Here is a 12,593-nt window from a genome sequence, read left to right on the forward strand (position 1 = left end):
TAAAACACGATAGAACTGCGTTTTATCTTAAACGAACTGAATATGAAGCCTTAATGAAAAGCCCCGAAGGGCTTTTCATGGATAAGCATTGGCGAAATATTAATTACCACATTAAATCATCAGGCACTTTAAAATCAGCATATGGATCGTCTTCATCCTGCTCTTCCTGACTCAGCGCACTATTTAATACAATACTGTTCGCATCTCGCTGCGCAATTTTATCGGCTACGCTCGCAGGGATAATAACGTATTGATTCTCACCGCTGCTATCAACCACCAAACGAGCAATAGCGAGACGACCGCTAATTAGCTGAGCTTGAGTCAGCTTATCCACCGTTATTTTCTTAATTAAATTATTATCGGTGAAGTTAAAATCAATATCGCCTTTTGAAATAGCGATTCTATTCATTTCAATAAGTTGCTTCACCTGAGCCTTATACTCTTTAGATAAAGCCGCTTGTTTTTGTTGTTCACTTAGCTGTTTATCACGCTCAAGCTGTGCTTTTTTATTTTCTTCCACAGCCTCTCTTGCCTCACGAGCCTGAACCCGTGATTTTTTCGCCGTTCTTTGAACTTTGGCCATTTTTTTGCTGGTCACTAATCCAGCTTTTAGCATCTGCTCTTGTAAGGTGAGCTTTGTCATCTTCGTTCCTAAACCCGTGGAATAATTCACAGGATTATACCTGTAATTTTTGAGGCTGCGCCAGATTGCAGGATCCGAACGCGATGCGGCTTGAGCTTGAAGGGCTATCAGAAGCGATGCCGAAATTCTACTTATGCATGACGCAGGATTTCGGCACAGGGTCAACCCGAATGATTTCAGACCTTGAGCAGTTTCACCGTGGCATCCACGTCTATCTCATCTTCCGAGAAGATTAACGTCGTACCCTGGAAGGTGGTGATCGCCAGTTTTTTCATCGAGCGTATTTCACCAGGCTGGGCGGCTGATTTCGGCTTGATACTATTCATCAATATTCCTACAGACAGCACCGTGTTTTCTTTATCAATGCGGATATCAGCAGGCACTTCTTCGCTGTACACCAGATAAGATTTGATCGACGTGAGCTTAATGCGCTCACCGGCGATATAGATGTATTTGCTTTCCGGTAGGACTTTCACAGCATACGCTGACAGCCCCTTGTTATTCGTGGTGGGCTCGAAAGTGACCGCCGCATCTTTCTTAATCAGATCGGGGTTGGCGACCTTAATCACATGAAAATAACGGTTCTCACCGTTTTCATCTTTGATAAATCCAAAGCCCTTATCTTTAAACCAGGTTGTGATCGTTCCGTTCATCGCCATTGTCGCCTACTTAATCGTTTATCTACTCAGTTTTTGCAGCGCGCAGTGTAAAGCACAATGCCTGCGCAGACTACGTCTTTGGGTTAAGTCTGGACGATAAATTTCTGGTCTGTGAAAAAACATTCCCGATGCCCATACCCCCAGCATCGGGAAATATTCATTTAGCTGATATCACTACCATTAGTAGCAATCACCTTCTGATACCAGTGGAACGATTTCTTCTTATAGCGGTTGCCGCTGCCGGAGATTGTGTCATCCAGATCGACGTAGATGAAGCCGTAGCGTTTGCTCATCTCGCCGGTAGACATGCTGACCAGATCGATGCAGCCCCACGGGGTATATCCCATCAGTTCTACGCCGTCGGCAATCGCGTCTGCCATTGCTTCGATGTGCTGACGCAAATAGTTGATGCGATAGTCATCGGCGATGTAACGATCTTCATCTGGCTTATCCACCGCCCCCAACCCGTTTTCGACGATAAATAACGGCTTTTCGTAGCGGTCGTACAGCTGGTTGAGCGCAATTCGCAGCCCTACCGGATCAATTTCCCAGCCCCATTCGCTGGCTTCCAGGAACGGATTGCGCGCCCCGCCCAGCAGGTTACCGTGGGCTGCCGCCGCATCCGGGTCAGTTTTGTAGGTGGTGGAAGACATGTAGTAGCTGAAGCCGATATAGTCGACGGTGTGCTGTTTAATCAGCTCCAGATCCCCCGGCTGAATATCCAGCGTGACGCCCAGCGACTGCCACAGGCTTTTCGCGTAGTAGGGATATTTTCCGCCCGCCTGCACATCCGCGCAGTAAAAGTTAAATGACTGAGTCTCTTTCAGCGCCGCCAACTGATTGATGGGGTTACAGTCATAGGCGTAGTTAGTGGCAAACAGAATCATGCAGCCAATCTGGATCTGCGGATTGGTCTCATGCGCAATTTTCACCGCCAGACTGCTGGCGACAAACTGGTTATGCCACGCCTGGAACTTCGCCTGTGGCTCCAGTGCGCCGGTTTGTACCGTCAGCCCCTGACTCATGATTGGGAAGTGGGCAGCACTATTGATCTCGTTAAAGGTCATCCAGTACTTCACTTTGTGGCCGAAGCGCTCCAGCACCGTGCGAGCAAAGCGCTCGAAGTGACCGATTAACTCACGGTTTTTCCAGCCGCCGAAGACGGTAGCAAGGTGCAGCGGCATCTCATAGTGAGAGATCGTAATTACGGGCTCAATGCCGTGGGCGATGCAGGTATCAATCACCTGTTCGTAGTGACTCAGCCCCGCTTCATTGGGCTGCTGCTCAACGCCGTTCGGGTAGATGCGCGTCCAGGCAATAGAAAAGCGATAGCATTTGAAGCCCATCTCGGCAAACAGCGCAATATCCTCACGAAATCGATGATAGTGGTCGATGCCTTTATGGTTAGGATAGGTGTAACGCTGTTCATCCAGCGTGAAGTCAAACGTGTCGGAAGCCACGATGTTTAAACGCGCTTTACCACCGGGAATAGCATCCACAATCGACAACCCTTTGCCGTCGATGTTGTAGGCCCCTTCGACCTGATTCGCTGCGGTTGCCCCGCCCCACATAAAGCCGTGCGGAAATCTTTCGCTCATGGCACTTATCCTTTCTCAATGCTGATTCGTTATCGATAATCGCGCGTCCGCCTGATATTGATTGGATTTAGCGCACGCCGAACGGCAGAAATTCTAGAGGAAAAAAGAGGGCATGAACAGAAATAAGAAACCGGTTGCATATCCGGTGTATGCGGGTCCATCAGCATAGGGACATTCGCCACGGACAGCGAGTTACGCATTATTTTTTCGTCTTCGGAGGCACCTTTCGCGTGGCTGGCTTACTCGTTTTATCCTGCATCTGGCCTCTTCGGTGTGTGGTTTCAACAAGCTTCCTGAACGTCGGACATTCCATATGCGATGGCGCAGAACAGTCGGCGACGTGCCGCAGCGTGTCACGCAATACCTTCAACTCCTGAATTTGCCGATCGATGTCGTCGGCTTTCTGATGCAGCGCGGCGCGGGGCAAGTCCGGCATCCCATCCTTGTTAAACATGCCGGCGATTTCTTGCAGTGAGAATCCCGCCGATTTCCCCATCGTAATCAACCTGAGTTGCAGCAGCACGTCGGCAGGAAATTGCCGCCGGAGCCCATGTCGGGACACCGAAGCAATCAGCCCAATCTCCTCGTAATAACGCAGCGCCGAAGGCTTGATCCCACTCTTCTCCGCGATTTCGCCTATATCCAGAAATTTCATGCTTGACCTCAAGTCGACTTTAATTCGTAGCATGCTCTGGAACCCACATTCTGACAAGGATAAAAAATGACAATTAACCAACCGGGCGAACCAGAGCAGGCCAAACCGGGGGTCACCCTCACACTGGCACTCGCGATACTGTCGGCTTCACTGGGTACAAGCATTGCCAATATTGCCCTTCCGACGCTGACCGCAGTATTTTCAGCGCCCTTCGCGCAGGTGCAGGCCGTGGTGATCGCCTATCTTGCGGCTATGGCGCTTTCGGTTGTGATCGCGGGTCGCCTTGGCGATCGCTATGGGCTGAAGCCCGTTTTCATTACAGGCCTTGGGCTCTTCGCCATCGCTTCGCTGCTATGCGCCATTGCCCCCCAGCTGTGGCAACTTATCGCGGCAAGAGCATTTCAGGGGATCGGTGCGGCCTTCCTGATGACGCTCGGCATGGCACTGCTGAGGCAGACGGCTGGGGAAAAGCATGTCGGGCGAGCAATGGGGATAGTAGGAACGGTGTCCGCACTGGGTACTGCGCTTGGCCCTTCTGTCGGAGGGTTTCTTCTTGCGATAGCAGGATGGCGTAGCCTGTTCTGGATACAGATCCCGCTGGTCACGATCGTTCTGTTCATGGCCTTTACTCTACTGCCAGCCACACCGGTAAAGGAAAAAGCGTCGCTCTCAGGGGGATTGTCGTTATGGAACACTACGCTGTTGCCGAATCTCACGATCAATGCGGCCGTCACCGCCGTTATTATGACGACGTTAATCGTTGGCCCCTACTATCTTGGCCTGGGTCTTGGACTGAAGGAAAGGCTGGTGGGACTGGTGATGGCCATTGGCCCTGCCGTTGCGACCTTTAGCGGGATTCCATCAGGGCGATTGGTTGATACCTGGGGGTTTAGACGGGCTCTCACCGCCGGGCTCTCTCTCGTGGTTACCGGCACCTTTATGCTGGCGATCCTGCCCAATCTGCTCGGCGTCACGGGATACATTCTTGCTATTATTGTCCTGACGCCGGGCTACCAGCTCTTTCAGGCGGCGAACAACACCGCCACCCTTGCCGAGGTTCTCGGAAACCAGCGCGGTACCGTTTCTGGCCTGCTCAACCTGTCGCGCAATATTGGGTTGATCGCCGGTGCCTCGATCATGGGGCAGGTTTTCGCTTTAGGGGTCGGCACGGAAGATTTTACCCATGCTGCACCCGCTGCCCTCGCGAATGGCATGCAGCTCACCTTTTTTCTGGCTGGCGGTATGGTGCTTGTCGCCATCGCATTTACCCGACTACCAAAGTGGAAACAGGCCGCCCGATAACAGATCAGACATGCACCTTTTGAATTCGGGGCGACAGCGCCCCTTTCCCGGTATAAATCACCGCTGATTTATGAGCGTCATTCATAACGTCTATCCAGTCGCGCACGATTATCACGGGGCGTAATCCCGGTAAGATAATCCAAAGAATATAAAACCAAATGGACAGATATGACTCAAATTCAGACGCGCCCAGAAAAAACGTCAGGGCTATTTTTTATTGCCATTCTCAGTGCACTGATGGCGTTTACCTCTTTATCGACAGACATTTATTTACCGGCTATGCCCATCATGGCGAAGGATTTACAGGGGAATGCAGAGCTAACCATCACCGGCTTTTTAATCGGCTTTTGCATCGCGCAGCTGATTTGGGGGCCGTTAAGCGATCATCTGGGCCGCCGAATACCGCTGTTTATTGGTATGGTCCTATTTATCATCGGCTCCGTCGGTTGCGCCCTGTCTACGGATATGCCGCAGATCGTTTTTTGGCGTGTCTTTCAGGCGCTGGGAGCATGTACAGGCCCAATGCTGGCTCGTGCGATGATTCGCGACCTCTTTAGCCGTACTCGCGCAGCGCAAATGCTCTCAACGCTCATGATCGTGATGGCGATTGCGCCGATTGCCGGGCCGCTACTCGGCGGGCAATTGATCAACGTGACATCATGGCACGCCATTTTTTGGCTGCTGGCGGTGATTGGCATCGCTATGCTGATTTCATTACGCTGGCTGCCCGAAACGCTTCCCACAGACAGGCGAGTGAAAGCGTCGTTGCCCAGCGCCTTTCGCAACTACTATGCCCTGTTGACGAACGTGAACTTCATGCGTTTCACCTTATGCCTGACGTTCTATTATGTTGCCGCCTACGCCTTTATTACTGGTTCGGCCTTTGTCTACATCACCTACTTCGGTATCGATCCACAGCATTACGGCTGGCTATTTGCGCTGAATATCGTCGGCGTGATGAGCATGAGCGTGGTAAACCGTCGTCTGGTTCAGCGCTACTCGCTAGAAAGACTGCTTAAATTTGCCGTGCTGATCGCAGCCGCCGCATCGTTCATTCTGGCTATCGGTACGAAACTGCATATCGGGGGAATAATTCTGATTGTGGTCTCGGTGTTCGTGTTCTTTTCGATGAACGGCATCATCGCCGCAACGTCAACAGCCGCCGCACTTGATGCGGTGCCAAACATGGCCGGTTCTGCGTCAGCATTAATAGGGGCGCTACAGTACGGCAGCGGCATTATCTCCTCCTTGCTGCTTGCGCTACTGAGCGATGGGACGCCGTGGACAATGGCGTGGATCATCGCCTTGTTTACCGCAGCCAGCGCGGTAATCGCACCCACCACACCAGTCACGAAAACAGCCAGTTAGCGAGTAACACATTAAACTTGTCCATCATCGGAACGATAAGGAACCCGACGCCAGAGAACCGATGGAGAAAGCCACTCGTTATTGAATGCGATCAGGAAAGAAAAACGACCGAAACGGTCACCCACTGGTTAGATACGATCCAAACCGGCTGATTTGGACGAGTAATGAATCAGAAGCGATGCGACTACATTCACGCTGGAGCAATACTGTAGACGTATTTCATCCGGTGCTAATTCCTGGTGCCATCTTTATAAATTGTCCATCGAATAGCTGATCGAACATGAACGTCGCTACTTCTTCCCGCGATAACATCATGGTGTGTTTGGTCTTACCATAAAGTCCCACGTTGAGGTAACTCGACGCAGGATTATTATTAAGAAAGGCGACGCGGACCAACGTCCAATCTAATTCCGAGGCGCGGATTGTTTTTGCGAGAGCAATAATGTCCTGATAAGCGCTCGCCATCATTATTTTAATCAACCATGCAGGCAACCGAATTCTCCAGTCCGAACCGTCGTCTGGGGCAGCCGCCGTTCCGGTCGATATAGCAATCAGGCGGGTGACATTTTCCTGTTTCATCACCGTAATAATGGATTGCATCGCTTGGGTAATCGGTAACGCTTTAGGGTGCTTGAATGCGGTTGGGCCAAGCGCGGACAACACAGCATCTGCGCCCTGAATAGCGTCTTTTAACGCTTCTTTGTCCGTGAATTCACCGCGAATAACGCGGACGTTTGAATCTTCAAATAAAGAACCTGTGCGCGCAAATATCGTCAGTTCAATTCCACGTTTAAGGCCTTCGGCGATTAAATAACGCCCTGTCTTCCCCGTCGCGCCGAACAATGTCACTTTCATGTTGCACCTTTATGTATTTATCAAAATGAATAACCAAGATGTGAAATGTCAAAAAACAAGGCTGCCATCGGCAGGTAAGCGAGTCAGTAATAACCGACGGCTTACCAGACTCAGGCGCTTCAGTGCGCGCTCCCCTGTCCGCTGAACGTCAGGTGTTGCCCCGCGATAACGCCGCCATAGGGCGAAGAAGTATCGTGCGCAGTATTTTGGGTGGTAAATGAAACGAGCAAAAAGACCAGCCCCAGCCCTGCGGGTAATGCGCCGCCAGGTTTGCGCACGCCAATATGCGCAATAGCCGAAAGAAGCAGATGAAAGAACATGCCCGCATAGGCCAGATCGCTGAGCGGCACGCTAATGCGGGAGAGGATGGTAGCGACAGCGAGGAGCTTCACTGCGGTGAGGATCGGCACAAGATAACCAGGATAACCAAAGTTAATTATCGTCTGGCGGACCCACTCCCTTTTGGTGAGGTATATCGTCGCGGAGGCGATATACAGCAATGACAACAGTGTGGTACTGACCCAGTAAATGTAGTGTGCTTGCATGACATTTCCTTAAGCGTGTTTACCAATGTTGGCGCAGAATGTCTGCTAACATGAATTACCGCAAGTAGGATGAAATAATGATGGTTAGTATGGAAAACAAGACTAATGGCACCCCTGAGATCAACATGCACGAGGAAATGCGCCGGGCATTTGGGCTGCTGGCAGGCAAGTGGAAGCTAGAAATTATGTGGTTGCTCAATCAACGGATTTATCGCTTCGGAGAACTCCGAAAAGCAATTCCCGGCATTACACAACACATGCTGACGGCCCAACTGCGTGAGCTAGAAACGGATGGTCTGGTATCTCGCACCGTTTTCGCGGAAGTGCCTCCACGTGTCGAGTATGAAATTACGCCGAAAGCACGCGGGCTTGGGCCAACGATGCAAGCATTAACAGCATGGTGGATGGAATACGGCCAAACGGTGCCCGTCAAACCTGCTGCGCGGGGACGCACAGCCAGGCCAAAATCGCAGGGAAAGTAATAATTTTAGCGCCTTTACTGCTGGCGAGAGGCTGTCTTGACCAGCTCAGACAATACGGTGGTTGCCTCGTCTAAGCGCTCAGGGACGAGTTTGTAGAACACCCAGTTTTTGATGCGTTTCGATGTGACAATCCCGGCTTTCGAAAGATATTGCAGATGACCGGTGACGGTCGGCTGGCTCAGGCCGATCTTCTCAGTGATAAACCCAACACACACTCCGTCCTTAACCAGATCGCCATCTTGCTGTTTTGGGAAGTGTGCCCGAGGATCGGCCAGCCATTCCAGAATGATGAGCCGTTGCTCATTGCCGAGCGCTCGCAGCAAATCGGCCGTTGTCGTTGCCTGCTTGTTCATATAGCTAAATACCTATATAGTCATTTCCATATACAGTTGATAGGAGAATACTATGACAAGCAAACACCAAAGGGCAACCGACTCTGTAACGTTGAAGGACATTTACGCTGCGTCTCAGCAGATCAAAGCAACAATAAGCAGGACACCGCTAGACCACTCGCAGGAATTATCCGCTCTTGTTGGTGCAGAAATTCGACTCAAAATGGAAAATCTCCAGCAGACCGGTAGCTTTAAGCTGCGTGGCGCGGCAAACGTTCTTGCCAATCTGGATGCAGAACAGCGCCGCTTTGGCGTCATCGCCCCAACGGCAGGAAATCATGGACTAGGGCTCGCCTATGCCGGGCAGGTCGCGGGCATCCCCGTAACTATCTTTTTGCCACGCTCGGCAGATCCCATGAAGGTCGCAGCCATGAAAGGCTGTGGTGCGCGTATTACGTTCTTTGATGACATCGAAGACGCGCGACAGGCGGCGATAGTGGCTGCACAACAGTCTGGTGCCACCTTCGTTTCGGCCTACGATAGCCCACATATGATTGCGGGTGGTGGCACCGTCGGTCTTGAGATTATGGAAGACTGGATGGATGCGGAGATCATCCTGGTGAACATCGGCGGCGGCGGACTGGTCTCAGGGATTGCGACAGCAGCCAAGGCAATCAACCCCGCTATCGAAGTGTGGGGCATACAGAGTGAAGCGAGCCCAACGTTCGCTCGCTGGAAAGAAGCGGGTGAAGCGATTCCCGTCGATCTGGCCCCCTCCATCGCCGAGGGTGTGAGTGGCTATATAGAGCCCAGCGCGATGACCTGGCCGCTGGTTCGTGATCGCGTCGATCGCGTGTTCACCGTCTCTGAAGACGAAATCAAAGCCGCGATGCTGTCAATGCTCGATCTGCATCGCCATGTTGTCGAGCCTTCTGGGGTACCTGCCGTCGCGGGAGCCATTCGCTACGCGAAGGAAATTGGCGGACGCAAAACCGTCTGTGTCATCACCGGCAGGAACATTTCGAGCTCACGCTATCTCACGCTGCTTAATGAGGCGACAGCCGACGTAAACCGGTAGGACAAGCGCCTCTTTGCTGGCAACCTGCGGGAGGCGTTACAGCATAAATTCGTAATGTGAGCCGTCCGGCAGTTCAACATCAAGACGTAGCTTACTGCCAGTCGCTTCGACATAGCGTTTAAGCGTGGAAAGTTTCAGATCGCGACCGGGTTTCTCCATTACCGCCACGGTCGGCTGTTTTAACCCAAGCACCTGCGCCATTTCTACTTGCGTTTTTTGCACCCTCTCACGCAGTTCGGCGAGATGAATGTTGAGCAGCATCTCTGTCGCTATAGCGTGAGCATCGACCACGACCTCTGGCTTTTCATCCGCAAGAAGCTGTTCCAGTGTTCTGCCCATAGCATTACTCCCTCTTCTCTGATTTTTCCAGATAATTTGTTAACTCCCGCTCAGCAAACGGGAGCATCTCATCGTTTAAGGCGCTGAACCAGCTATCAAACACGTCCGTCGTTTCAATTCTCCACACAAATCCTCCTTATAAATATAGATCAAACCCTATATAGATGAAAGACTATAATTCAGATTATGAAGCGACAGCAGAAGATATGCACAGGCCAGTGAGAGAAATCGGAAGGTGAATTCCAATACTTCTATGCAGATGAAATAGCATTGCCAGCACCGTGCGAGCAAGGTCGCACAATGCGGTGATATTTAGATTGGAGAGAGTAATTGATTAAGAGTCAAATGGCCGTTCAAGCATTGTTTTGTCTGGCCTGACGGCGAGAGCGACAAATTTCGGCATGGTTCTTATCAGCCCACTGAATCAACAACTGCATGGGTTGCAAAAAGGAGTGCCCTAATGGCGTCAGCGTGTATTCCACGCGCGGGGGAACTTCCGCATAGATCGTCCGATGTATGAACCCATCAGCTTCGAGTCGTTTTAGCGTGCGTGACAGCATCTGACGCGAAATATCGTCGATATGGCGATGTAATTCATTAAAACGCAGCGTCTGTTGCGCCAGCGCTTCTAGTATTAACAAACTCCACCGATCGCCGATGCGATCCAGCACATCACGGATCGGGCATGGATTATCAAACGCGAAATCGTCGGGGTTTTCCGCTGGCGATGTTTTTTGGCTAACCGCGTCATTGTTGAGAGTGTCATTAGTCATTGTTGTGTGACCTGGTTGCATACTGGTGACTTCTTGTGGAGAGAAAGTCGGGAATGTACCATCCAGATTCTCTATAGTCTATTTTTGTTACTTAGTCCCAAAACAAGAAAATAAGGAGTCTACATGTCACATATCGCACTCATTGGCGCCTCAGGCGATGCCGGTTCACGCATTCTTAAAGAATTATCGGACCGTGGGCATACGGTCACCGCCATCGCACGCTCGCCAGAAAAAATTGCTTCACTGCCGAACGTTACCGCTAAGCAGGGTGACGCACTGGACAAAGATGCTCTCGTCGCATTATTCAAAGGACATGACGTCGTGGTCAGCGCCGTTAAATTTGGTTCGTCCGATCCGGCTACCCTGATTGCAGCCGTTAAAGCCGCAGGCGTGAAACGCTATCTGGTCGTCGGCGGCGCGGGGAGCCTTGAAATTGCACCCGGCCAGCGCCTGATCGATCAGCCAAATTTCCCTGATGCTTATCGTCCTGAAGCCTCTCGCGGCGCAGCCTTCCTCGACTTGTTAAAACAGGAAAACGATCTTGATTGGTCGTTCCTCTCACCGTCCGCCGAATTTGTTCCGGGTCAACGCACAGGCACCTTCCGCCTCGGCAAAGACGCGCTGCTAAGTAACGATAAAGGCAGCAGCATCTCTTTCGAAGACTATGCCGTTGCGCTGGTTGATGAAATTGAAAACCCGGCACACTCTCGTCAGCGCTTTACCGTCGGCTATTAAGCCTTGAAGGCAATCCGCACATTGACTTCTTCCCTCAGCAATGTGCGGATCTCGCGTTATACCCTAAATAATTCGAGTTGCGTGAAGGCGGCAACCGAGCGAATCCCCAAGAGCTTACTCAGGTAAGTGACTGGGGTGAGTAAGGGCAGCCAACGCACAAGCAGCTTGAAGTATGACGGGTATATATCAATATGCAGTAGAGATAGAACAGAACGGTATCAGCGAGCCGCGTGAGTTTGTTATGGTGTTGACTTAACTCGCTCTCTTTTCATGCATAAGGAGATTTTGAATGGCTACGTCCCCAACCTATGTGCCGCCAAAAGTCTGGCAGCCCGCCTCTTCCGGCGGTGCTTTCGCCAATATTAACCGCCCGATAGCTGGCCCAACGCACGAAAAAGCGCTGCCCGTTGGTAAGCATCCGCTTCAGCTTTACTCGCTGGCAACGCCAAATGGCGTGAAAGTGACAATCATGCTGGAAGAGCTGCTGGCGCTAGGCCATTCGGGAGCGGAGTACGATGCCTGGCTGATTAAGATAGGTGATGGAGATCAGTTCTCCAGCGGGTTTGTCGACGTCAACCCGAACTCCAAGATCCCCGCCTTGCTTGACCAAAGCGGCGAAAAACCGGTTCGCGTGTTCGAGTCCGGTTCCATTCTGGTGTATCTGGCCGAGAAATTTGGCGCGCTGCTGCCGAACGACCTCGCCACGCGTACTGAAACCTTGAACTGGCTCTTCTGGCAGATGGGTTCCGCCCCTTACGTTGGCGGCGGGTTCGGGCACTTCTACGCCTACGCGCCGGAAAAATTTGAATACCCGATCAACCGTTTCACGATGGAAACCAAGCGCCAGTTGGATGTGCTCAACCGTCGACTGGCAGAGAGCCGTTATCTGGCGGGTGACAGCTACACGATTGCCGATATCGCCGTCTGGCCGTGGTACGGCGGGCTGGTACAAAACGCGCTTTACTCCGCCGGAGAGTTTCTATCCGCACACGACTATACGCATGTGATTCGTTGGGCTGACGAGATTGCCGCCCGTCCGGCAGTGATTCGTGGTCGCAAGGTCAACCGGACCTGGGGCGAAGAGTCTGAGCAGGTCGCCGAGCGCCATCAGGCATCTGATTTGGATTAATCTTCTGCCGCCAGATCAATGCTGGTCGTATTCAACGACTAAAAAAATCGGCCTCTGCCCTCTCCCGTCAAGGAGGAGGCAAAGGCCGAATGTGGTAATA

Annotated in this window: 15 protein-coding genes; 6 read left to right on the forward strand and 9 right to left on the reverse strand. The window is 51.7% G+C overall.

The genetic code is table 11. The features are described from left to right. Positions 1–103: 103 nt before the first annotated feature. The 4 genes from BUB06_RS13395 to BUB06_RS13410 form a co-directional block, all read right to left on the reverse strand. Complete coding sequence (locus tag BUB06_RS13395; RefSeq protein WP_039473491.1) at positions 104–643, reverse strand: DUF2058 domain-containing protein; 540 nt, start codon at positions 641–643, stop codon at positions 104–106. Between the two features lie 176 nt (positions 644–819). Then, on the reverse strand, positions 820–1,302 hold the full coding sequence (locus tag BUB06_RS13400; protein ID WP_010298733.1) for a cold-shock protein: 483 nt from the start codon (positions 1,300–1,302) through the stop codon (positions 820–822). A gap of 161 nt (positions 1,303–1,463) precedes the next feature. Then, positions 1,464–2,900: a glycoside hydrolase family 1 protein gene (locus BUB06_RS13405; RefSeq protein ID WP_039473494.1), complete on the reverse strand. Its 1,437-nt coding sequence runs from the start codon at positions 2,898–2,900 to the stop codon at positions 1,464–1,466. 199 nt (positions 2,901–3,099) lie between these two features. Then, positions 3,100–3,555 carry a helix-turn-helix domain-containing protein gene (locus BUB06_RS13410; RefSeq protein ID WP_039473497.1) on the reverse strand — a complete coding sequence of 152 codons (456 nt, stop codon included), beginning with the start codon at positions 3,553–3,555 and terminating at the stop codon, positions 3,100–3,102. 66 nt (positions 3,556–3,621) lie between these two features. Here BUB06_RS13410 and BUB06_RS13415 point away from each other — a divergent pair, with 66 nt between their 5' ends. Then, entirely contained in the window at positions 3,622–4,857 is a 1,236-nt protein-coding gene (locus tag BUB06_RS13415) for an MFS transporter (RefSeq protein WP_039473500.1), read from the forward strand. A gap of 168 nt (positions 4,858–5,025) precedes the next feature. After that, positions 5,026–6,225: a multidrug effflux MFS transporter gene (locus BUB06_RS13420; protein WP_039473502.1), complete on the forward strand. Its 1,200-nt coding sequence runs from the start codon at positions 5,026–5,028 to the stop codon at positions 6,223–6,225. A 219-nt stretch (positions 6,226–6,444) separates the two neighbouring features. Here BUB06_RS13420 and BUB06_RS13425 read toward each other — a convergent pair whose 3' ends face one another. Continuing rightward, positions 6,445–7,080: an NAD(P)-dependent oxidoreductase gene (locus tag BUB06_RS13425; protein ID WP_039473505.1), complete on the reverse strand. Its 636-nt coding sequence runs from the start codon at positions 7,078–7,080 to the stop codon at positions 6,445–6,447. A gap of 119 nt (positions 7,081–7,199) precedes the next feature. Beyond that, entirely contained in the window at positions 7,200–7,625 is a 426-nt protein-coding gene (locus tag BUB06_RS13430; RefSeq protein WP_039473509.1) for a DoxX family protein, read from the reverse strand. 89 nt (positions 7,626–7,714) lie between these two features. On the opposite strand from BUB06_RS13430, the gene BUB06_RS13435 reads away from it, so the two are divergent. Next, the gene (locus tag BUB06_RS13435; RefSeq protein WP_039473883.1) at positions 7,715–8,107 is read left to right on the forward strand and encodes a winged helix-turn-helix transcriptional regulator; all 393 of its coding nucleotides are present in this window, start codon (positions 7,715–7,717) and stop codon (positions 8,105–8,107) included. 14 nt (positions 8,108–8,121) lie between these two features. Here BUB06_RS13435 and BUB06_RS13440 read toward each other — a convergent pair whose 3' ends face one another. Beyond that, positions 8,122–8,460 (reverse strand): ArsR/SmtB family transcription factor, encoded by a 339-nt coding sequence (locus BUB06_RS13440; protein ID WP_039473511.1) that lies wholly within the window; start codon positions 8,458–8,460, stop codon positions 8,122–8,124. Between the two features lie 52 nt (positions 8,461–8,512). On the opposite strand from BUB06_RS13440, the gene BUB06_RS13445 reads away from it, so the two are divergent. Further along, positions 8,513–9,517: a threonine ammonia-lyase gene (locus BUB06_RS13445; RefSeq protein WP_072013020.1), complete on the forward strand. Its 1,005-nt coding sequence runs from the start codon at positions 8,513–8,515 to the stop codon at positions 9,515–9,517. A gap of 36 nt (positions 9,518–9,553) precedes the next feature. Here the strand turns inward: BUB06_RS13445 and BUB06_RS13450 are convergent, their stop codons facing one another. Together BUB06_RS13450 and BUB06_RS13455 are read right to left on the reverse strand one after the other, a co-directional pair. Next, positions 9,554–9,856 carry a helix-turn-helix domain-containing protein gene (locus BUB06_RS13450; RefSeq protein ID WP_010298722.1) on the reverse strand — a complete coding sequence of 101 codons (303 nt, stop codon included), beginning with the start codon at positions 9,854–9,856 and terminating at the stop codon, positions 9,554–9,556. 353 nt (positions 9,857–10,209) lie between these two features. Beyond that, complete coding sequence (locus BUB06_RS13455) at positions 10,210–10,650, reverse strand: winged helix-turn-helix transcriptional regulator (RefSeq protein ID WP_039473514.1); 441 nt, start codon at positions 10,648–10,650, stop codon at positions 10,210–10,212. Positions 10,651–10,752: 102 nt separating this feature from the next. On the opposite strand from BUB06_RS13455, the gene BUB06_RS13460 reads away from it, so the two are divergent. Then, complete coding sequence (locus BUB06_RS13460) at positions 10,753–11,364, forward strand: NAD(P)-dependent oxidoreductase (RefSeq protein WP_010298719.1); 612 nt, start codon at positions 10,753–10,755, stop codon at positions 11,362–11,364. 289 nt (positions 11,365–11,653) lie between these two features. Continuing rightward, positions 11,654–12,493, forward strand: a complete 840-nt coding sequence (gene yghU / locus BUB06_RS13465) for a glutathione-dependent disulfide-bond oxidoreductase (RefSeq protein WP_039473516.1) — start codon at positions 11,654–11,656, stop codon at positions 12,491–12,493. Positions 12,494–12,593 lie beyond the last annotated feature (100 nt).

The organism is Pectobacterium carotovorum, assembly GCF_900129615.1.
GTDB classification, from domain to species: domain Bacteria; phylum Pseudomonadota; class Gammaproteobacteria; order Enterobacterales; family Enterobacteriaceae; genus Pectobacterium; species Pectobacterium carotovorum.